Here is a 21,284-nt window from a genome sequence, read left to right on the forward strand (position 1 = left end):
GCGGAGCTGGGAGCCGCAGACGGCCGGTGGCGCTGTCGCATCGGGCCGATCACCGTGTCGGCTTGACGCTACGCATGCTCTAAAGTGCATTGCGTAACGACATGGTGAGGCTGGATGGGGGACTGTGGATCCGAGGCGCAGGTTCAACCCGACCGAACGCGCCGCTCTCTACCTGGCGGCCGACGGCAAGTGCATCGACTGCGGCACCGACCTGGCCGGCGGCTTCCACGCCGACCACCAGGATCCGCACTCGCGCGGCGGCTCTACCGACGTCATCAACGGGCAGGCACTCTGCCCCGCCTGCAACCTGCGAAAGGGAGCCACCGTGTCGAATCTGCGCCTGTGGCAAGAGTCGGCGATGAATAAGTTTTACGCCGTCAACCAACGGGACTTTCTGGTGTGCGCCACCCCCGGCGCCGGCAAGACACGGTTCGCGTTGACGCTCGCCAAGCGGCTCCTCACCGAGGGCGCGGTGCAGCGGATCGCGGTGGTCGTGCCGACCGACGCGCTGCGGCAACAGTGGGCCGACGCCGCCGGGCAGGCCGGCATCTCCCTGATGCCGGTCGGTGACTTCGCCGACTACGCCAAGCCCGGCTACCAGGGCTGTGTGGCCACATACGCGCAGGTCGCCCGCGGGAAGGGCGCCGACATGCTCCGCCACGCCACGCGAAACGCTACCTTCGCAATCCTGGACGAGATCCACCACGCCGGTGACAACAGGTCGTGGGGTGATGGGCTCAAGACCGCCGTGGAGCACGCAACATACCGGCTCGCGTTGACAGGTACGCCGTGGCGCGCGGATCCGACGTCCCCGATCCCGTTCGTAAACTACGACGACAACGGCACCGTGCAGGTCGACTACGGCTACGAGTACGGGGCGGCCGTCGCCGACGGGGTGTGCCGGCGCATCGAGTTCCACGCCTACGACGGGGAGGCGCGGTGGATTGACTGCGGCGTCGTGGAGACGGCCGAACTGGGCGCGAACCTCGGGGAAGAGGATGTTTCCGCCGCCCTCGACGTGGTGTACCACCCCGAGCGAGAGTGGATGCCCGTCCTACTGCGCAAGGCAAGCGAAGCGTTAGACGAAGTGCGGCGGGAGATTCCCGACGCTGCGGGTCTGATCGTCGCCGAGCGGCAATATTACGCCCGCGCGTACGCGGCCCTGCTCAAGAGCATCACCGGCAGAGACCCCGTGGTGGTCGTCTCGGACGATCCCGAGGCGAAAGCCGCCATCGACCGGTTCCGGGACAGCCGCGACCCATGGATCATCGCGGTGAAGATGGTATCCGAAGGCGTCGACATCCCCCGCCTAGCGGTCGGCGTATACGCCACGAAAACCCGCACCCCCCTCTTCTTCCGCCAGGTTGTCGGCCGCTTCGTGCGCGTGCGCCCAGACGAGGAATTCAACGCCCGTCTGTTCATCCCCGCTGTGCCCACGCTCATGAACCACGCCCGGGAGATCGAGCAGGAGCTGCGGCACCAGCTCGAAGCCGATCGCGTGCAGGAGGAGCGCGCTCGCGCGGAGGCCGGCGAGAGCGCCAACCAGGGCACGCTGGACTTCCGAGAGCCGCTGTCAGCGTCGGAGGCCAGGTTCGACCGTGCGATCCTCGGGGGGCAAGAAGCCGGCGCGGTGAAGGTAGAGGCCGCGCAGGCCGAATGCCGCAAGCTCGGCATCCCTACCCAGTTCGCGATGAACCTTTTGCCCCTGCTCGACCGCATGCAGGAGGCGGCATCGGCGGGTGTCGCCGCCGCAGCCGGCAATCCGCGCATCGAGGAGCCTCGGCACCGACGTGAGCGTGTCCTGCGTGGGGAGATCGACACCATCGTGGGTAAGGTGTCATACCGCACCGGCAAGGAAAAGCGGGAAATAAACGCGGAGCTGCTGCGCCGCGGATTCCCGTCCCGCAACAAGGCCAGCGTCGAGCAGTTGGAGCAGATACGCAACGAGCTCGCCCGCTGGCTGGGCATGTAATGGCCGACAGCCTGCGACGCAACGCCCACGTGGTTGAGGCGCTGGGGTCGGCGCTGCGTCAAGGTGAGCACGCCATCGGCACCGTACCGGCACTGGTAAAGCGGGTGCTCACCGAAGAGTCGTGGCGGGAGTTCGTAACCCAGCGCGGCGACCACGTGCTCCACGACCGGTTCGTGGACTTCGTTGTCACCCCTCCGCTGGCTGGTCTCGGTACGACCATCGACCTCATCCGTCGGGTGATATCCGCCGACGTCGAGGCGCTCGACATGCTCGATCGGACCCTTCAGGCAGCCTCACAGCCCGGCCGGCGCAATGACCTCGTCAATAATGTAGACGAGGTACCCCGACCACGGGGCACCAGCAAGGAAAACGCCCTGCGTCGGCTCCGCAAGGACGCACCCGACCTACACGCCGAGGTGCTGGCCGGGACACTGTCCAGCCACGCCGCGATGGTGAAGGCCGGGTTTACCGCCCGCCGCTTCACCGTCGAAGTTCGAACCCCCGAAACGATGGCGGCGACGCTGCGCCGGCAACTCCCAGCCGACCTTCTGGCGCAAGTCATCGCCGAACTAAACCGCGAGTAGCCGCATCGCCGCGCCGAGCCCGGCGGCGCGAGGGCCCCCGCAGCGTCCCGACTCGTGAAAGGGTGGGCGGCTCGCTGGCCACAGTTTGCCTGCTGGTCACCCCAAATTCGAGCACCAGGCAGCGCACACCGAACGCGTCCTGCCGGTGAACGTAGGCGATTCGCTGCCTCGCCGAGCTGGCCGTCCACCTCCGCAACACGTCTGAGATCGTCTTCGCGCAGCCACCGCCAGATCCGAACGGTGGCCGCACCTCGTCTGCCCGACCCCCACCAGCATGATCTCAAACGGCGGCTGCCGTACTACCCGTCTGTAATTGGTCAACCTGCTTGAATTACGAACCGAAGCAACCAATGGTGGGCGCATCTCCACGTACGCCAAAGCCGCAGGTCACCGTCGCCGCCGACGCCTCAAAGGCGCAAGACAAGCAGGTGCATGCCTGGTCAAAGCTCAGGTTCATCGCTAGCGTCACGAGGCTCCGACGCCATACGGCGTCAAGAGCCACCGGTGAACGCCACGGCCGGAAGGGGCGTATTGCATGGTAGATCGATGGGCCGTAGAGCGTGCAGTTCGAGACGCTGACTGCCCCCTTAGCCCTTCCGGGCGCCACCTTATCCTGACGCTCTTGACTTGGACCGATACCGCAACCGCAGTGATCCCTCCGCAATTCTCGCCGAGCTTGACAGACCTCGAACGTGCGACAGGCTTGGCCCGCTCCACAATCGGAGTCTGGCTGAACCGACTTGAGAAATTGGGCTGGGTCATCCGGTTCAGACCCAAAGTGGAAGACGCTCGCCGCAAAAAGGCACGGACCGCCTATCGCCTTCGAGTTCCCACGGGGGCAGGGGTTGGTACGACCACGGCACCACCGCTAGTCCGGCAGCCGGACAGATCTAGTACGGCTGCCGGACTGGATCCAAACAACAAACATCGTCCCACCGCGCGAAGCTCATCGAACACCCGCCCGAGTCACTCCTACACTCCAGGAGCCAATGGCTACTGCTCTTATCCCGATTGCGGCAAGTCCGCGCCGCTTCACTGAACGGATGAAACGGTCGTTCGGAGCACCGCCAAGGCGGACGCTAATGACAGGGCGTCCAATTAGCGGTCGAGGCCGCGCGGCGGACCGGGCGCACGGCGAGACACTTGCATCTCCATGCCGGCGACAGATCCCGCGGTGGGGTCCAGCCCCCAAGACCGGGCCCCACCAGACGACTAAGTTAGAGGGTGCGGCTCATTGGTAAGCGCTGACAGAGCAGCGGCGATTTCCTGCGGGGTTGCTTTCACGTAGGTGGCTGTAGTGCCAGCGTCGCCGCCACTCTCCGAATGACCGGCGTACGCTCGCGCGATAGCGTAGCCAAAGTTCCTTTCCACCCATGTCAAAGTAGTGTGACGTAACCAGTGGGTACTGATCTGTTGCACGCGGACCCACGGCAGGTGCTCGCCGATGCGTACCCACAGATGGTCGTAACGCCGGCGCGTGATCGGAGCGCCGTCCCGATAGCGCAGCAGGTGCCCCGCCTCCGTAGCGCCCCGCTCCTCAGCATGGCGCTGCAGGTATCTCATCAGCGTGGGGGAAACTGGTTGCCAACGCACTGAGTCCCCCTTCTCTCGAAGCAGAATCAAACATTGGTCCGGGTCAAGGTCAACCGGACGAAGTGCCAGAGCTCCACCGCGCCGACACGCCGTTTCGGTGTGCAGCCGCAAGAGCAAGGTGTCGAGGGCCGGATCGTTACCTGTGCTGGCCGCAACCTCGTTTATCTCGGCCAGCCGCGTGTCCGCCACCGCCCGACGCGTGCTTGGTAGACGCCGCGGCTTTGCCACCTTCAGAGCAGGGTTGTCAGCCTCTGCGATGAAACCATCGGCTACTGCCCTTTTGTAGAGACACCGCAAGGCGGCAATCAGGTGCTCCGCCGCGCTTCGGCCTCCGCGGGAATTCCGCCGAGCCACAACGTGCGTCTTGACGTACTCCGCCAACTTCTCAATTTCCGACGGCGTGGGCTCGTCGAGCCTGCGCTGCCCCCAGTGTTCCACCAAACGGTTCCAGTAGGAGCCATAGGCACGTTTCGTTCCTTCCGAGACTGCAGCCGCCACCACAGGAACGTATTCGGCGAAGGTCGGCGACGGAGGCCGAGCCACGGCGGCCTCCAGAAGGTCGGCAGGCGAGATGCCCATCCGAGCAAGAAGGAGCCGAGCCGCTGCCACCTCAGCTTGACTCGCCGATGCGTCACTCATGCTCGCCCCCGAAGACCGCATCGTGAGCCTGCCCGATCATCTCGTCGATCTTTGCCGGCGGATGAACCACCAGGCGGTTGCTGGCTGGTTCAGCCACGATAAGTACGCGGTCGCCGGCGGCAAGGCCGCACCATTGACGGACCACTGCCGGCAGTCGGATGTGGCCTTCCTTCGTTACCTTGAAGACGCCTTGCTCGTCAGCTGATACGACGATCAGCCCTCGACGCTCCCGAATGCTCAGTCGTAATCCGGGGGTCCACTGGAGTTCCTTCATCGCGCACCGGTCGGCGATCCGACCACGCGAGTCGAGCGTCGCCACACCATAGACAGCTGCGCTGCTTCGCGTGGCGGCAAGGCTCGGAAGTGGTAGCGGAGGACGCCTCATGGCCGTCGAGGGGGACCCAGCAGCAACGCGCACGCCAGGTGCCAGACCGGGCAGAGCAACGGCGGGAATCACTGACGAGCCGCCGCGCGTCATCGCGGAGCTCGCCCGGCGCTGGTCACTGAGAGTAGCGCCAGACGCGGTGTCGGATGAGTTTCGGCGGTGGTCAAGCATCCTTGACCACCGCTACGTCTACGTCGCACATATGAGACGTACTGGTGTCCGAGGGGGGACTTGAACCCCCACGCCCTATACGGGCACTAGCACCTCAAGCTAGCGCGTCTGCCATTCCGCCACCCGGACCTACACGTTCAGCCTACCTCGCCGGCCTGGATGATCTTTCATCGGAAGGCCGGCCCAGCGGGCCGCACGGGGAGTTACTGTACACGCCGCTCGTGGATCATGCACATCGCCGTGCACCCGCCTCGTCCAGGCTCTCCCGCCGCTGCTCAGATGGGCTCGCGGGAGGCCACCGACGCCGTCCGCAGCCGTGTCCGGGTAGCGGTCGGCGCCCCTCTGCCGGCAGCATTGGCACGTGCCCCATCCCTCTCCCCTGGCGGCCGCCCAGCACCGGGCCCTCGCCCTGCGTGCCGCGGGCGATCTGAGCGCCGCCCGGCAGTTGCTGGCTGAGGCCGTCGAATCGGCGCGCCCGATGTTCGGCGAGGACCACCCGGAGATGCTGCACACCGCGCATCTGCTGGCCCGCCTGCACCGTGAGGCGGACGACCCGCTCGCGGCCCGCCGGGTGTTGGAGGAGGCGTTCGCGGCGGGCGAGCGGCGGTGGGAGCACTCCGACCCGATGCTGCTCGCCCTCGCGTTCGAGCTGGCCGAGGTGGCCGAGGAACTGGGCAACCGGCACGAGGCCCGCCGCAACTACGCCCGGGTGGCCACTGCCGGGCCCGCCGCGCTCGGTGAGCACCACCCGGCGGTACGTGCCGCCCGCGCCTACCTCGGCGACGCCGCCCCCGCGTCGGCGACGGGCACGGTCCGGGCGGAGACAGGCAGCCAGTCGGCGCTCTCCGGTCCGACGCTGTCCCTGGCGACCTTGGCCGCGATGCGGCCGGCGGCGGGCGGTGCCCCCGGGCCCGCGTCACAGTGGGCTCCCCCGCAGCCGCCGGCTACGTCCCCACCGACACCTCCGGGGGTACGCGCACCCGCCGCGCCCGCCGCCCGTACCGGCGCCGCCGCGCCACTGGCATCCGCACCGGTCCAGCCGCCACCCGCCTCGCCCGCCCCGGCCCCGACCACCACGCCAGCGCAGCGCAACGCCCCGGCACAGACCACCATGCCAGCGCAGCGCTCCGCCCCTGGGCAGACCCTCACACCGGCACAGCCCACGGCACCGGCGCAGCCCCGGTCCGCCCCGCTCCCGCAGCAACCAACCGCGCCCGCGCTGCCGCCGCGTCAACGCGTCCACGAGACTCCTCCCGGGCCGCCGCCGGCGGCTGGACCGGCGACTCCGGCCCATGTCGGAGGCCAGGCAACGCAGCCAACGGGCCAGCCGCCCGCGCACCGGCCGTCCGGACCGGCCCTCCCGCCACGCCAGCGCACAGCGGAACCCGCGCCCCGCCCAGCCGTCGGCGCGCCGCCCGGGCCGTCGACCCCACCGGCACCCAATTCGGTCGCCGTACCGCCGGAACCGGCACCCCGTTGGGACAACCCGACGGTCCAGGTACGGCAGATCGAACCGCTACTCGCCGAGGAGGCCGCCCGTACCGCAGCCAGGCCCGGCGGGCCGAGCGGATCAGACACGGGTGGACCCGTCAGCGGAAGCGAATCCGACAGGACGCAGCACGCGGCCGGACCAGTGCGGCCGGCCAGCGGAGCACCCTCCCCCACGGTCGGCACTCCGCCCGCCTTCCCGCAACCGACCTCCGCGCCACCGGCCCATCCGGTGTCCGGTCCACCCGCGCAGACCTATCCCGTCTCCGGGCCGCCCGGCCAGGGGCAGCCCTACCCGGTGTCCGCGCCGCCCGGCTACGGACCCGTGTCCGGGCCGCCGTACCAGCACCCCATCTCGGCGCCGCCGGTGAGCGCCCCTCCCGTACCTCCGTGGGGGTTGACCGCACCGTCGTGGAGCGGCGGCGGCACGGCGACGCAGGTCCAGGCCCCGGTGAGCGCCGCTCCGGCGGACACCGACGTGGGCGGACCAGCCGCCGGAGGTGGGGACGTGTCACCACCTCACCCGGCCGACGTCGCGATGTCCGACGCGACTGTCGTGATGCCGGCGGTCCAGCCGGCGAGTAGCGGACCGCCCGGGGGCGACATCCGGGCGAACACGCCTGCCGAGCAGCACCCGTACCCCGTCCAGGAGCCGTACCAGCCGTACCGGCAGGGGTACGCCGATGAGGGTGGCGGGGCGACGGGCCGGAACCGGGCGACTCTGATCGGCGCGGTCGTGGCGAGCGGGGTGGCAGCGGTGGCGCTGGCCGGCCTGGGTGCGGTGGTGTTGACGCGCGACGACCCGACCCCGGCCGGGACCGGGGCGCCCGCGCCGACGGTGGCGGTGACGGCGAGCGGGCCGCCGCCGGGTGACCTCAAGCTTCGCGACGACTCGGTCACGATCACGCTGAGCTGGACGGACCCGACCGGCGGGACGGTGCCGTTCATGGTGGCCGGCGGCCGGGCCGGGTCGGCGTTGGGGGTGATGGCCACGGTGGACCCGGGCCGGACCAGCTACACGGTAAACGGGCTGAGCCCGCGGGTGGACTACTGCTTCACGGTGCTGGCGGTCTACTCCACTGACAACTTCGCGACCTCGGGGCAGGTGTGCACGACGCGGGAACGATCGACGCCCCCGAGCTGACCTGGTCGTCCACACCGCACACGCTGGGTATCCACAGAGGTGACGGTGCGGGTTCCCCCCGCCCCGGCCGGGCCATATGATGGCACCCGGCTCAGGGGAGGGGTTGCCGCGAGGCGCGCCACCTGCCACGACTCAGGGGAGGCAGCCGGCTGTGGCCAGCATCGACGACGCCGTGCGGACCGACGCCCCCCGCTCCCGGTCCCGGCTGCGCGGTGGGCTGGTGACCGTCGGCACGGTGACGGCGCTGTTGGCGGCCATGGGGTTGACCGTCCTCGGGTTGGGGGCGGCGGACAACGCGGTGGCCAACTACGACGCGAGTTCCTGGCTGTGGAGCGCGGCGCGCGGGGAGCTGGCCCGGGTCAACGGGGTCACGGCCCGGGTCGACACCCGCACCGAGGTCGCGGGCACGCGCCGGCACCCGATGCAGGTCACCCAGACCGATCGGCTGCTGATCCTGCGTGACCTGCAGAGCGGGCAGGTCAGTTCACTTGACCTGGCCACCCTGCAACTCACCGCGACGACCCCGACCACCCCCGGCCTCGGCGTGAGTGTGGCTCTGCACGAGGACGCGGCGTTCGTCGTCGACGCCGTGCAGGGCATCGTCCGGCAGCTCGATCCGCGTTCGTTGACGCCTGTCGGCGAGCCGGTGCGCTATCCCCCGGGCATCACCGGCGGCACGTTCGACGGCGAGGGGCGACTGTGGATCGCGGTGCCCAGCGAGGGCACCGTGTCGGCGGTGACCGCCGCGAAGTTGCCGTCCGCGGCGGCGTCGGGCACGCCGGCCGGCGGCGGGCTCAGCCCGGAGCGGGTCGAGACGTACGACGTCGCGGAGCCCAGCCACGAGCTTGTCGTCTCCACCCTGGACGACGGGGTGGCGGTGCTCGACCGTACGGCCGGCAAGCTGGTGCGGGTGCGGCGCGGTGAGGTGCGCCCGACGTCGTTGACGCTGCCCGGGCCGGCGGCGCTGCCCGCTCGCACCAGCGGGTCGCGCGTCCCGGTCACCGTGACCGGGGACCGGCGGGTGCTGGTGGTGGGTGAGGGTGGACAGGAGCGAGAGTTCACGGTCCCGGGCAGTGGTGACCGACTCAGCCCGGCGGTGGCGTGGGCGGACCGTTTCTACTGCGCCGACGAGGCCACCGGCACGATCTACTCCTTCGACGCCGGCGGCCAACTGGTCGACACCATCCGTGGCCGGGCGAACGGGCCGCTGGAGCTGGAGGTCCGCGAGAACCACCTGTTCATCAACTCCCCCGACGCGTCGACCGCCCGGGTGGTGGACGACAAGCACCAGGTGCGCGAGGTCGACAAGTACGCCAACGACGTGCTCGGCGGTGACCCGCCGCCCGTCCCTCCGCCGCCGCCCCCGCCGAAAAAGCCCCGGGTGGGCAAGCCGAGCGCGCCGCGCAGTGTCACAGCCGCCGCCGGCAACGCCCAGGCCCGGGTGAGCTGGCGGCCGGCCGCCGCGAACGGCGCCGAGATCATGAAGTACGTGGTGGAGGGTGCCGGCCAGCGCCTGGAGGTGGGTGCCAACCAGCGTGCCGTGGAGGTCAAGGGCCTGACCAACGGTGAGACGTACCGGTTCGCGGTGCACGCCGTCAACGCCAAGGGTGAGGGCCCCTCGCGCAGCAGCAATCCGGTGACCCCGACCGCCGCCGTGCCCGACCCGCCGGCCAGCGTCACCGCGCAGGCGCGGCCGGACGGCACGGTGGTGGTGAAGTGGCCTGCGGCGAACGGGCAGGGCAACAAGATCGCGAAGTACGCGGTGACGGCCAGCTCGGCGGGTACGAACGCGCCGGCTGGTGAGTCGACGAAGACCGAGCTGGTGGTGCCCGCCGGGGAGCTGGAGTTCGGCACCCAGTACGCGTTCACGGTGGTGGCGGTCAACAGCAGGGGCGCCGGTTCGGCGGCCTCGCCTGTCAGCAACACGGTGGTGCCGTTCGCGGCCCCGGGCAAGCCGCTCGACCTGCGCGCCGGTACGGTCGCCGACCAGCCGGGCGCGGTCAGCGTGCAGTGGGCGCCGGCGCAGGCGAACGGCCGTCCGGTGACGAAGTACCTGGTGGACGTCGGCGGGCGGGTCAGCGAGGCGACGGACACCAGTGCCACTGTCACCGGGCTGGGCAACGGCCAGAACGTCGCGGTGAAGGTGAAGGCGGTAAACGAGGCGGGGCCCGGCCCGGAGGCCACCACGACGGCGCGTACGGTCGCCGAGCCGAGGGTCACGGTGACCGGCTCGTCGGCGACCGCCACGTCGGCGACCGTGACGTTCACTGTGGACGCGGGCGGCGGAAGGGCAACCTGCTCGGTGAGTACGCCTGGGGAGCCGGCGAAGGCCGGGGCGTGTTCCAGCATCACGGTCCCGGGGCTGACACCTGGCACGAAGTACACGTTCACGGTGACGGCGAGCAACGCCGCCGGTAAGGGCACGGCCACGAGGGCGCAGCAGACCGAGCCGCTGTACGGCATCGCCACCTGCAACAACGGCCCGGACGGCGACCAGCGTACCTACTGCAACAGCGACGTCGACGGTCGAAACGGCAACGAGATCTTCTCGGTTCCCCGGCAGGACAACGACAAGCAGGTGGGCTGGGCCAAGCCGGGTCGCCGGCTCCAGGCGTACTGCAAGAAGTCTGGCGAGGACGTCGACTCGTGGATCTACAACAACCAGAAGCGCAGCACCTGGTGGGTGCAGGTCAACTACGACGGGAAGAACTACATTCCCTGGGCCTGGCTCAACCTGGAGGGCGGCGACAACATCAACGTCCTGCCCACCTGCTGAGCCACCAGCCAAGGAGCACCGCCGACCGTGAACATTCACGAGCCGCTCACCCAGCCGGAGGTGCAGGGCTTCGCCTCCCTGGCCGCCCGGCTGGCCGAGAACGTCAACGCGGTGGTGCTCGGCAAACCGCAGGTGGTGCGGCTGGCGTTGACGGCGCTGTTCGCGCAGGGTCACGTGCTGCTGGAGGACGTGCCCGGGGTCGGTAAGACGACACTGGCGCGGGCCATCGCCGCCACCGTGAAGGGTGAGTGGCGGCGCATCCAGTTCACGCCCGACCTGCTCCCCTCGGACGTGTCCGGCGTGACCATCTTCAACCAGGCGAGCAGGGACTTCGAGTTCCATCCGGGGCCGGTCTTCGCCAACATCGTCATAGCCGACGAGATCAACAGGGCGTCGCCGAAGACCCAGTCGGCGCTGCTGGAGGTGATGGAGGAGCGCACGGTCACGGTGGACGGTGTCCGGCATCCGGTGCCGTCTCCGTTCCTCGTGGTGGCCACCCAGAACCCGGTGGAGATGGACGGCACGTACCGGCTGCCCGAGGCGCAGTTGGACCGGTTCCTGGTGAAGCTCTCCGTCGGCTATCCGGACGAGGCGGTCGAGGTGGAGGTGCTGCGCGGCGCGACCGTGCGGTCCCCGGAGGCGCTCGCCCCGGTCACCGACACGACGACAGTCGGGGAGATGGTCCGGATGGCCCGTCGGGTGCACATCGCCGAGCCGCTCTACGCGTACGCGGTCCGGTTGGCTGCCGCCACACGTACCCACCCGCAGGTGCGGGTCGGTGTCAGTCCCCGGGGGGTCATCGCGTTGACCCGTGCGGCGTGCGCGTACGCGCTCATCGACGGGCGGGGCTGGATCATGCCGGAGGACCTGAAGGCGCTCGCCGAGGCGGTGTTCGCGCACCGGCTGCTGCTCACCCCGGACGCCCAGGTGCGCGGGGTGACCGCGGCGGAGGTGCTGCGCCAGGCCATCGCGTCGGTGCCGGTCCCGCTGCCGTCGGGGCAGCCGGCGCCGGTGCAGGGCTGACCGGCAGCAGCGGTATGGGGATCACCGCCCGAGGGGTCGGGCTGCTCGTCGCCGCCGTCGTCCTGCTGGGTGTGGGCTTCCGGTTCGCGTACCCCGAGTTGACGCTGCTCGGCGCGGCGGCCGGCGCGGCGGTCGGCTACGCGGCGCTTGTCGCGGCCTGGCGGCCCCGGCTGACGGTGACGCGGCGTGCCGACCCGGACCGGGTGGCCCGGGGCGAGCCGGCGAGCATGACGGTGACGGTCCGCAACACGGGGCGGTTGCGGTCGGCGAACCTGCTGGCCGAGGACCGGTGCGGGAAGCGGTCGGTGCCGGTGCCGCTGCTGCGGGTGCGGCCGGGTCGGGACACCGAGGTCCGGTACGAGGTGCCGACCGACCGCCGGGGGGTGGTGCCGGTGGGGCCGCTGCGGGTGACGCGGCGTGACCCGTTGGGGCTTGTGGCGTTGGCCCGCCCGTACGGCGAGACGACCCCGGTGTGGGTGCACCCGCGCATCCATCCGTTGACCGCGGTGCCGACCGGCGCGGGGCGCAGCCTCGACGGCCGGGTCGACGGGGTGCCGCACGGGTCGATCACCTTCGACTCGTTGCGGGAGTACGTGGTGGGTGACGAGTTGCGCCGCGTGCACTGGCGGACCAGCGCCCGCGTCGGTGAGCTGATGGTCCGGGAGAACGTGGACACCAGCCTGCCGCGTCTGGTCGTCCTGCTGGACAACCGGGCGGTCGCGCATCCGCAGCGGGTGGACGGTGTGGCGGAGTCGTTCGAGTCGGCCTGCGAGGCGGCGGCGTCGGTGGTCACCGCCGCGCACCGCGCCGACCTGCCGGTGCTGTTGCTGCTGGTCGGCCCGGAACTGGTCGAGCGCGGGGACGGCGACGCGGACGCCTCGCCCGCCCCGTTGGACCGGCTCGCCGCCGCCGGGTTCTGCGATGACGCTGACGCGCTGCGCGCGGCCACCACCCGGCTGCGCCAGGACCGGCTCGGTGACACGCTCATCGTGCTGACCGGGCCGGGTGGTCGGGACGAGCTGGGGCATGTCGGCGCGCTGCGCGGGGCGTATCCGTCGGTGGTGGTCGGGGTGTTCGGCGCGGCCGAGCCGACGCCTCCGGGCGCGGCGGGCCTGGTGGTGGTCGACGCGGCCGACGGCGCGCAGTTCGCCGCCGAGTGGGACGGGGTGCGCCGGTGGTGACCCGTCTCGCGGGGGCGCTCCGGGCCGCCGTGGTCCCGCTGGCGCTGCTCGGGCTGACCGCGCTCGCCGGGGTGGTGCTCGGCCGGGTGTACGCGGGTGACCTGCTCACCCGGCTGGTCATCGGCGCGGCGGTCGGGTCGGTGCTGGTGAGCGTGGCCGCCCGACGGCTGCCGTCGTGGCTGGTGGCGCCGGTGTCGGTGGCCGCGATGGCCGGGTGGACGCTGCTGTCGCTGCGGCTGGCGGCGTCGCGCGCCGACCTGCCGGGCAGCCTGCTGGAGGTCACCTCGGACGCCGCGCGCAACGGCATCCCCCGGCTGCTCACCGCGATGATCCCGGTGGAGCCCACACCGGACACGGTGCTGGTGCCGGTGGTCGCCGCCTGGCTGGCCGGGCTGGCCGGTGCGGAGGTGGCGTTGCGTACCGGTCGGGTGCTGCTGGGCTACCTGCCAGCGGCCGGGCTGTACGCAGCCGCCATCTACGTGGTCGGCCCGAACGCCGAACCGGCGGTGGGGCCGACGCTGGCGTTCGTCGCGGTAGCGGCGGTCGGTCTGGCGGTTCCGGCGGGCGTGGCACCGGCCAGCGGCGATCCGAGCGCCGACCTGACCCCCGGGGTACGCGCGGCGGTGCGACTGCGCCTCGCCGTCACCTCGGCGCTGGGAGTGGCCCTGGTGCTCGGGCTCGTGGCGCTGCTCGGCCCGGTGGTCGCCGCGCAGGTCGACGGCCGGCCGGTGGACCCGCGCCGGTACGTGGAGCCGCCGCAGGTGCAGTCACTCGACGAGAACCCGCTGATCCGGATCTCCGGTTGGGCGTTGCACCCGGAGCAGAAGCTCCTCGACGTGAGCACGGTGCCGTCCGACGAACCGGCCGGGGATGCCGGGCCGGCCGCGGACGGAGGCGACAGCCCGCGGATCCGGCTGGCGGTGCTCAGCGACTACGACGGGGTTACCTGGCGGGTCGGCGCGACGTACCGCAACGCGGGGCGGATCCTGCCGGCCACCACGCCGGCGGCCGACAACACGGTGCAGACCGTCAGGCAGCAGATCACGGTGGCGGACCTGAGCGGTCGGCTGCTGCCCGCCGTGGCGACGCCGCGCGAGGTCAGTGGCGCGCGGGTGGCGTACGACCCGGCGACCGGGACGATGATCCGGCCGGAGGGGTTGACGCCGGGGCTGCGCTACACGGTGACCTCGGTGCGGGAACGGCCGGACACCAACCTGCTCACCACCGCGAACGTGCCCGCCGGTGACGAGGTGGCCCGGGTGCTGCGGGTCGCCGACGGCGTACCCGACACGCTGCGCAGGCTCGCCACCCAACTCGCCGAGGACAACGGCGCCCCGTACGCACGCGCGTCGGCGATCGAGCAGTTCCTGGCCGAGCACTACCGGGTGGTGGCCGACGCGCCGAGCGGGCACGCGTACCCGAATCTGGGTTTCTTCCTCTTCGGACCGCGCAACGCCGGTGGCCAGGAGGGCACGTCGGAGCAGTTCGCGGCGGCGTTCGCGGTGCTCGGTCGACTCAGCGGCCTGCCCACCCGGGTGGTGGTGGGCTTCCGGTCGGGCGGGCAGGGGACGGTACGGGCCGGTGACGCGTACGCCTGGCCGGAGGTGCTCTTCGACGGGCTGGGCTGGGTGCCGTTCGACCCGCTGCCCCGCCCGAACGAGGAGCCGAGGCCTGTGGAGGAGGACTTCCGACCGACACCTGAGGACCCGCCGCCTTCGGAGGCGCCGGCGCCCACCGCGGAGCCGACCGCGTCGCCGGAGCCGGTGGCCGCCCCGGGCGGGCCGCCCGCGCCAGGCGGGGTGTCCACGCCGGTTCTGGTCGCCGGTGGCAGCGGTGGCCTGCTGCTGGTGGTGGGGGCTCTCCTGCTCACCCTGTTGGCGATGCGCCGCTCCCTCACCCGCAACCGGCTCGTCCGGGGCGACCCCGGCCAGCGCGTCGCCGGCGCCTGGCGGGAGGTCACCGACGCGCTGCGGCTGGCCGGGCGACCGGTCGGCGACGATCTGGCGGCCACCGAGGTCGCCGGGCACGCCCGCCAGGCCCTCGCCGACGCGCGGGCCCGCCACACCGGCGGCGGGCCGTCCGCCCCGGACGGTGTCGCGGGTACGGGCGACGGCGCGGCGGCCGTCGGGAACCCGGACGGCGTCGACGAGTTGGCGGTCCTGCTCAACGAGGTGGGTTTCGCCCCCGGCGCCGTGACGCCCGCCCAGGCGGGCCGGGCCGCCGAGATGGCCACCGCCTACGTGGCGACCCTGCGGTCCGCCCGCCCCTGGTGGCGTCGCCTCCTCTGGTCCGTCCACCCGGCCCCCCTACGCCGGGCCGGCCGACCCCCGCGCTGAGCAAGACCTGTTCGGGGTCGCGCCGACGCCTGCGGGTCGCCAGGCGCAGCCGCTCCGATCAGGCGCTCAGGCGGCGGACCAGTTTGCGCATGCCGGCCTGCCAGCCGTCCGGGTCCTCGGCGCGGCGGCGCGCGTAGTCGGCGACCTCCGGGTGCGGCAGGATGAGGAACCGCTCCTCGGCGAGCCCGGCGACCGCGGCGTCGGCGACCTGATCCGGGGTCAGCACCGCGCCGGACGCGGCGATCACCCGAGCGCCCAGGTGACCCTCGACGATGCCCTCGGCGAGCATCGGCGTGTCCACGCCCTGCGGGCACAGCGCGCTGACCCGGATGCCCCGGTCCCGGTAGGTGATTGCCAGCCACTCGGCGAACCCCACCGAGGCGTGTTTCGTCGCGGTGTACGCGGCGTCGCCCACCGCCGTCAGCACGCCCGCCGCCGAGCACGTGTGCAGCAGGTGCCCGCCGCCCCGGGCGAGCATCCCGGGCAGCACCGCACGGGCCGAGTAGACGTGGGCGAGCACGTTGACCCGCCACGCCCGGTCCCAGCCGGCGTCGTCGACCTCCACTCCCCCGCCTGTGGTCACGCCCGCGTTGGCGCAGAACAGGTCGATCCGGCCGTAGCGCTCCTCGGTGTCGGCGACCAGGTCGCGGACCTGCTCCTCGTCGGTGACGTCGAGGGCGATGGGGTGCGCGACAGGGCCGATGCCCTCGGCCACCGCGTCCGCCGCCTCGGCGTCCAGGTCGGCTACCACCACCGCGGCGGCGCCCTCGGCGGCGAAGCGGCGCGACAGGGCCGCTCCGATGCCGCCGGCGCCGCCGGTGACCACCACGATCCGGTCGGTGAGGTTCACGCGGAGGCTCCTGCCGTGTCCGTGCCCAGCTGGGCGATGAGGGTGAGCAGCGCCGTCGCGCCGCCGGCGGTCACCTCCGGGGTGGGCAGCAGCGCGAGCACCGGTACGTCCACGCCGGCGTCGGCGTAGCGGCGCACCTGGGCACGACACCGATCCGGAGTGCCGTGCAGCACCAACGCGTCGACCACCTCGTCCGGTACCGAAGCGCTGGCTCCGCGCCGGTCACCGGCGGCCCACGCCTGCCACATCGGCGCCAGCACCTCGTCGCGGCCCAGCCAGCGGTGGAACTCGGCGTACGCGGGGACGGTGAGGTAGCTGGTGATCAGCCGGCGGCCCAGCGCACGGGCGTACGTGGCGTCCTCGGTGGGGCACACGAAGATCCGGGCGGCCACCTCGAAGCCAGCGCGGCGCTCACCCAGCTCGCCGAGGGCGCGTGGCACGTCGTCGGCGCTGAGCCAGTTGAGGATGACCCCGTCGGCCTCGGCGCCGGCCAGCCGGAGCATCCCGGGACGCAGTGCGGCGAGCACGATCGGCGGCGGCACGGCGGGCGGCCGTTCGAGGGTGAACCGCCGCACGGTGAAGGTGTCGTAGACCTCGTCGACGGTCTCGCCGCGCAGTGCGGCGCGCAGGAAGCGCAGGACGTCCCGGGTACGCCGGAACGGCTCGTCGAAGCGCAGCGCGTTCCAGTCCCGTACGAGCACCGGCGAGGACGCGCCGATGCCGAGCGCGAACCGGCCCGGCGCGGCCTCGGCAAGCGCCGCGGCGCTCATCGCGAGCAGGCCCGGGCCTCTGGTGAACACCGGGGCGATGGCGGTGCCCAACCGCAGCCGAGGCTGCCAGGCGGCGGCGAGCGCCAGCGGGGTGAACGCGTCGGCCCCGGCGACCTCGGACGACCACACGTCGGTGAACCCGGCCCGGTCGAGGGCCGTGTAGGCGGCCTCGTGGTCGCTCAGTGCGAGCCCGCCGAACGGCACGGTCATGCCCCATCGATTCGTCACCGATCGATCGTGCCCGTTGACGGGGTGCCCGAGCAAGATCTTCGTACTGGGCAGAATCGCCGGTTTCCGGCTGTCGCATCCGAGAAGGGTGCTACGACTTCGAGGTGGAACGGACCACCGGCGCAGGCCGCTGACCATGGGTTCCAGGGCGGCGGGCCGCCTGGAGCCGGTCCCGGCGGCGGCTGCGCCGGGCCGGGCCACCTTCCTTGAACTCTTCTTCGACCTGGCGTACGTCTTCGCGCTCACCCGGATCTCCGCGCGGACGTTCGAGGACCTGACCGGCGCGCCGGCCCGTGAGCACAGTTGGGCGGCGGTCACCGGAGGCGGCAAGACGCTGCTGTTGCTGCTGGCGCCCTGGTCCGTCTGGCAGGGCACGGCGTGGACGACGAGCAGGTACGACCCGTGCAAGATCCCACTCCAGACGGTCGTCCTGACCGCGCTGGTCTCCGGGATGGTGATGGGTGTGGCGATCCCGCGGGCGTTCAGCCAGGCCGGCCTGATGTTCGCGGTGGCGTACGTGGTGGCGCAGGTGTCCCGGCCGGTGATCCTGTCGCTGGCGCTGGGCCCGCACCCGTATCGCCGGCTGAAGGTCCGCATGGCGGTGATCTTCGCGTTCACCGGGGTGTTGTGGATCGGTGGGGCGATGTTGCCGACCAACCCGCAGGTGGTGCTCTGGGCGGCGGCGCTCGCCATCGAGTATGTGGCCGCGCGGTGCGGCTGGCCGGTGCCGGGGCTGGGTAGGTCGACGATGTCGAAGTGGGAGATCGCCGGAGAGCATCTGGCCGAGCGGTACCAGCAGTTCTTCCTCGTCGCGCTGGGCGAGACGATCCTGGTGGCCGGCTTCGCGTACAGCAGCGGGGCGTACGAGGCGGGGCACGCGTGGGCGTTCGGGCTGGCCCTTGCCACGTCGATCCTGCTGTGGCGGATCTACGTCCAGCGCGCCGGTCAGATCCTGGGTGAGGCGGTGGTGAAGGCCCGACATCCCGCCACCATCGGCCGCTCGGCCGCCGACACCCACCTGGTCATGTGGTCGGCCTCTCCGCCACCGCGATCGGCTACGAGCTGCTCATCGAGCATCCGGTGGACCGGTTTCCGGCGGCGTGGCTGGCCCTGGTGCTCGGTGGACCGGCGCTGTTCATGGCCGGCCGCGCCCGCTTCGAGTACGAGGTGTTCGGCAGGGTCTCCCGGTCCCGGTGGATCGCCATCCTGGTCCTGGTGGCGGCGGCCGTGCCGCTGCGGTACGTGCCCGGGCTCGCCGCCGCCGCCGTCGCGGTGCTGGCGCTCGGCGCCGTCGCGGTCGCCGACGCCCGCCGGGCACGCGGCGCCCCGCCGGAGCCCGCCGCGCCACCGTTCTGACCCATCGGCGTACGGCACTGCCCGCGCGGTGCGGCCGGCTAATCTCGGCGGGTGACCTTCTCCCTCGTCGCCCGCTCCACCGACGGCCGCCTGCACGGTGTCGTCGTGGCCAGCAAGTTCCTCGCCGCCGGGGCGCTGGTGCCCGCGGCGGCGGCCGAGGTCGGCGCGCTGGCCGCCCAGGCGCACGTCAACCTGGCCTACCGTCCCCAGGGGCTGGCCCTGCTGCGCACCGGGGTGGCCGCCGCCGACGTGGTGGCCGGCCTGACCGCCGCCGACCCCGAACGGGAGCACCGGCAGCTCGGGGTGGTGGCCGCCACCGGTCCGGGCGCGAGTTGGACAGGGTCGGCCTGCCATCCGTGGGCCGGCGGGCGGACCGGCGACGGCTGGGCCGCGCAGGGCAACATCCTCACCGGCCCGGAGGTGGTCGACGCGTTGGCCGACGCGTGGCTGGCCGGGTCGACGCTGCCGTTCGCCGAGCGGCTGGTCGCCGCGCTGCGCGCCGGTGACGAGGCCGGCGGGGACCGGCGGGGCCGGCAGAGCGCCGGGCTACTGGTGGTCGAGCGCGGCGGCGGGTACGGCGGCGGCAGCGACGTGCTCGTCGACCTGCGGGTGGACGACCACCCCGACCCGATCACCGAGCTGGGTCGACTGCTGACCGTGCACACCATGCTGTTCAGCCGGCCCGACCCGGCCACCCTGCTGGACCTGAGCGGCGCGGTCGCCGAGGAGGTGGCCGCGTTGCTCGGCGCGCTCGGCCACCCGGTGGCCGGGGAGGGGCCCGAGGAGGCCCTGAACTCCTGGGCGGGGCTGGAAAATCTGGAGGAGCGGCTGGTGCCGGGGCGGATCGACCCGGTGGTGCTGACGCACCTGCGCCGCGTCGCGCCGCACGTCCCCGCCCCCCGCTCCGCGAGCTGACCTCGCGCCCCGGTCGAGGGTTCAGCCCTTGACCCTGGGGACGAGGCGGTGCACGACGGTCAGCACCAGCGCCATCACCACGGCCATCGTGCCGGCGATGCCGGCGGCGCTGCCCGCGTACCCGACGAAGAGTGGACGGCGGCTCAGCTCGTCCGGCCCGGTGCCGCGCAGGTCGACGAGCCAGGACAGCGCCAGCCCGCAGGCGATCAGGGCGAGGACACCTGCCACGCCGAGCACCAGCGCGGCGATCCGGTGCGCGTCGCCGGGGGCGACCTCGGCCTGTTCCCGCTGGGTGACGAGTAGGAGCAGACCGGCCAGAGCCGCCCACACCCCCACCACCAGGTACGCGGCGACCGCGTCGCTGGGCCGGTGCCAGCCGGCGGAGAGGGTGGCCACCCCGGCGAGGGCGGCGTAGCCGGCGCCGAGGAAGGCGCCCACCGCGCGCACCTTGCGGGGCAGGACGAGTACCAGCGCGACCGCCACCGACGCGGCCACCGCCGTGTGTCCACTGGGCAGGCTGTTGCCGACGGCGGCCCGCTCCGGGTCGACGCCGTAGTCCGGCCGGTTCAGCCCGTACTTGAGCAGTTGGGTGGAGACGTTCGCGCCGGCGATCAGCAGCGTCGCGGTGATGGCCAGCGCGATCCGCCCCCGGATGAGGGCGATGAACCCGATCACGGCGGTGGCTGCCACCAGGGACACCACAGACATCGCGTTGAGGATCCGGTCGACGGGGCCGTCGATGCGGTCCTGCCCGATCCGGTTGCCGGTCAGGGCGACCGTGTCCACCCACTGGCCGATCTCGGTGTGCACGGCCACCCGCCAGACGGCGAGGAAGGCGGCCGCCTGGACGAGGGCCAGTACGACCAACCAGACCGCAGTCCAACCCCGTGCCGTCGCGCGCATCCGCACACCGTAGCGGCAGGGGTCGGCCGGCCGATCGGTGGCCCGCCGCCTGTCGATGGTTAGGTTGGGCGCGGGTGAGGAGGTGGCGGTGGGCGACACACCGGAGCGCGACGCGGGCCAGGTGGAACGCGGCGATCGGCGGCCGGTCGGCGACGGGCCGGGTGGCGGTCCGGCGCGGGCCGAGTCGCTGGCGGACCTGCTGGGCGGCCGGAGCGGGGCCGTCGACGCCACGCTGCCGCCGCTGGCGTTCGCGGCGGGTTGGCTGCTCGGCGGCGAGTCTTTGTGGGCCGGGGTGGGCGCGGCGCTTGCCGTCGGCGCGACGGTGGCAGGCGTACGGCTGCGTCGGGGTGACCAGCCGCGCTCGGTGCTGATCGGCCTTCTGGCGGTCTGCGTCGCGGCGCTGATCGCGGTGCGGACGGGCCGGGCGGAGAACTTCTTTCTCATCCAGTTGCTCTCCAACGCCGCGAGCGCGCTGGTGTGGACGGTGAGCATCGTGGTGCGCTGGCCGCTGCTCGGGGTGCTGGTCGGCGCGGTGCTCGGTCAGCGGACCCGGTGGCGTCGTGACCCGGCGCTGCTGCGCGGGTACGGCCGGGCCAGTTGGGTCTGGACGGCGACGTACCTGCTGCGGGTGGCGGTGTTCGTGCCGCTGTACCTGGGCGGGCAGGTCCTCGGGCTGGTGGTGGCGCGGGTGGCGCTGACGTGGCCGCTTGTCGCGGCGGCGCTCGCGGTGAGTTGGCTGGTGCTGCGCCGGTCGTTGCCGGCCGGGCATCCGGGGTTGCGGCATCCGGTCACCGGTGAGCCTTCCGGCGGGTGAGCCGGGCGCCGGTCCGGGGCAAAAAGTGGAGAGGCCGCCACGGGGGGAGCGGCCTCTCCGGTGACGTACGTTACTCCGTCACAGTCCTTTGTGTGATCCCGCCAGGGCCCGAATTTCTGGGCTTTTTCGCGGCTTCCTCCAGTCCGGGCGGGTGGG

14 protein-coding genes, 1 tRNA gene and 1 pseudogene are annotated in these 21,284 nt (G+C 72.2%); 10 read left to right on the top strand and 6 right to left on the bottom strand.

Translation table 11 applies throughout. The annotated features are described in order from the left end of the window. Positions 1-124 precede the first annotated feature (124 nt). Together ACFY1S_RS23555 and ACFY1S_RS23560 are read left to right on the top strand one after the other, a co-directional pair. Positions 125-1,972: a DEAD/DEAH box helicase family protein gene (locus ACFY1S_RS23555; protein WP_387121845.1), complete on the top strand. Its 1,848-nt coding sequence runs from the start codon at positions 125-127 to the stop codon at positions 1,970-1,972. Next, the gene (locus tag ACFY1S_RS23560; RefSeq protein ID WP_387121848.1) at positions 1,972-2,556 is read left to right on the top strand and encodes a hypothetical protein; all 585 of its coding nucleotides are present in this window, start codon (positions 1,972-1,974) and stop codon (positions 2,554-2,556) included. Before ACFY1S_RS23555 ends, ACFY1S_RS23560 begins: the two co-directional genes overlap by 1 nt. A 1,212-nt stretch (positions 2,557-3,768) precedes the next feature. Here the strand turns inward: ACFY1S_RS23560 and ACFY1S_RS23565 are convergent. The 3 genes from ACFY1S_RS23565 to ACFY1S_RS23575 all read right to left on the bottom strand — a co-directional run bounded on the left by ACFY1S_RS23565 (position 3,769) and on the right by ACFY1S_RS23575 (position 5,473). Next, entirely contained in the window at positions 3,769-4,788 is a 1,020-nt protein-coding gene (locus tag ACFY1S_RS23565) for a tyrosine-type recombinase/integrase (protein ID WP_387121851.1), read from the bottom strand. After that, complete coding sequence (locus ACFY1S_RS23570; protein WP_363926084.1) at positions 4,781-5,107, bottom strand: AbrB/MazE/SpoVT family DNA-binding domain-containing protein; 327 nt, start codon at positions 5,105-5,107, stop codon at positions 4,781-4,783. Before ACFY1S_RS23570 ends, ACFY1S_RS23565 begins: the two co-directional genes overlap by 8 nt. Positions 5,108-5,386: 279 nt before the next feature. After that, positions 5,387-5,473: transfer RNA gene (locus tag ACFY1S_RS23575), tRNA-Leu, on the bottom strand. A gap of 232 nt (positions 5,474-5,705) precedes the next feature. Between ACFY1S_RS23575 and ACFY1S_RS23580 the strand changes: the two genes are divergently transcribed. The 5 genes from ACFY1S_RS23580 (at position 5,706) to ACFY1S_RS23600 (ending at position 15,292) form a co-directional block, all read left to right on the top strand. Beyond that, the gene (locus ACFY1S_RS23580) at positions 5,706-7,976 is read left to right on the top strand and encodes a tetratricopeptide repeat protein (RefSeq protein WP_387121855.1); all 2,271 of its coding nucleotides are present in this window, start codon (positions 5,706-5,708) and stop codon (positions 7,974-7,976) included. Positions 7,977-8,127: 151 nt separating this feature from the next. Continuing rightward, on the top strand, positions 8,128-10,752 hold the full coding sequence (locus tag ACFY1S_RS23585) for a fibronectin type III domain-containing protein (RefSeq protein ID WP_387121858.1): 2,625 nt from the start codon (positions 8,128-8,130) through the stop codon (positions 10,750-10,752). A 27-nt stretch (positions 10,753-10,779) separates the two neighbouring features. Then, positions 10,780-11,775 carry a MoxR family ATPase gene (locus tag ACFY1S_RS23590; RefSeq protein WP_364362865.1) on the top strand — a complete coding sequence of 332 codons (996 nt, stop codon included), beginning with the start codon at positions 10,780-10,782 and terminating at the stop codon, positions 11,773-11,775. Between the two features lie 14 nt (positions 11,776-11,789). After that, a complete protein-coding gene (locus ACFY1S_RS23595; protein ID WP_387121861.1) occupies positions 11,790-12,956 on the top strand; it encodes a DUF58 domain-containing protein in 1,167 nt (388 codons plus the stop codon). Next, positions 12,953-15,292 carry a transglutaminaseTgpA domain-containing protein gene (locus ACFY1S_RS23600; protein ID WP_387121864.1) on the top strand — a complete coding sequence of 780 codons (2,340 nt, stop codon included), beginning with the start codon at positions 12,953-12,955 and terminating at the stop codon, positions 15,290-15,292. Before ACFY1S_RS23595 ends, ACFY1S_RS23600 begins: the two co-directional genes overlap by 4 nt. Before the next feature lie 58 nt (positions 15,293-15,350). On the opposite strand, the gene ACFY1S_RS23605 is transcribed toward ACFY1S_RS23600, so the two are convergent. Both ACFY1S_RS23605 and ACFY1S_RS23610 read right to left on the bottom strand, forming a co-directional pair. After that, entirely contained in the window at positions 15,351-16,142 is a 792-nt protein-coding gene (locus tag ACFY1S_RS23605; protein ID WP_364362862.1) for an SDR family oxidoreductase, read from the bottom strand. Further along, positions 16,139-17,122: an LLM class F420-dependent oxidoreductase gene (locus ACFY1S_RS23610; protein WP_387122125.1), complete on the bottom strand. Its 984-nt coding sequence runs from the start codon at positions 17,120-17,122 to the stop codon at positions 16,139-16,141. Before ACFY1S_RS23610 ends, ACFY1S_RS23605 begins: the two co-directional genes overlap by 4 nt. Positions 17,123-17,276: 154 nt before the next feature. Between ACFY1S_RS23610 and ACFY1S_RS23615 the strand changes: the two are divergent. Continuing rightward, a pseudogene (locus ACFY1S_RS23615) lies at positions 17,277-18,496 on the top strand (low temperature requirement protein A). A 51-nt stretch (positions 18,497-18,547) separates the two neighbouring features. Next, complete coding sequence (locus tag ACFY1S_RS23620; protein ID WP_387121867.1) at positions 18,548-19,411, top strand: DUF1028 domain-containing protein; 864 nt, start codon at positions 18,548-18,550, stop codon at positions 19,409-19,411. 21 nt (positions 19,412-19,432) lie between these two features. Here the strand turns inward: ACFY1S_RS23620 and ACFY1S_RS23625 are convergent, their stop codons facing one another. Beyond that, positions 19,433-20,320: a phosphatase PAP2 family protein gene (locus tag ACFY1S_RS23625; RefSeq protein WP_387121870.1), complete on the bottom strand. Its 888-nt coding sequence runs from the start codon at positions 20,318-20,320 to the stop codon at positions 19,433-19,435. A 115-nt stretch (positions 20,321-20,435) separates the two neighbouring features. Here ACFY1S_RS23625 and ACFY1S_RS23630 point away from each other — a divergent pair, with 115 nt between their 5' ends. After that, positions 20,436-21,128 carry a DUF3159 domain-containing protein gene (locus tag ACFY1S_RS23630; RefSeq protein WP_387122128.1) on the top strand — a complete coding sequence of 231 codons (693 nt, stop codon included), beginning with the start codon at positions 20,436-20,438 and terminating at the stop codon, positions 21,126-21,128. The last annotated feature ends 156 nt before the right edge of the window (positions 21,129-21,284 follow it).

It is taken from the genome of Micromonospora sp. NPDC000663 (genome assembly GCF_042898105.1).
In the GTDB taxonomy this organism is placed as follows: domain Bacteria; phylum Actinomycetota; class Actinomycetes; order Mycobacteriales; family Micromonosporaceae; genus Micromonospora.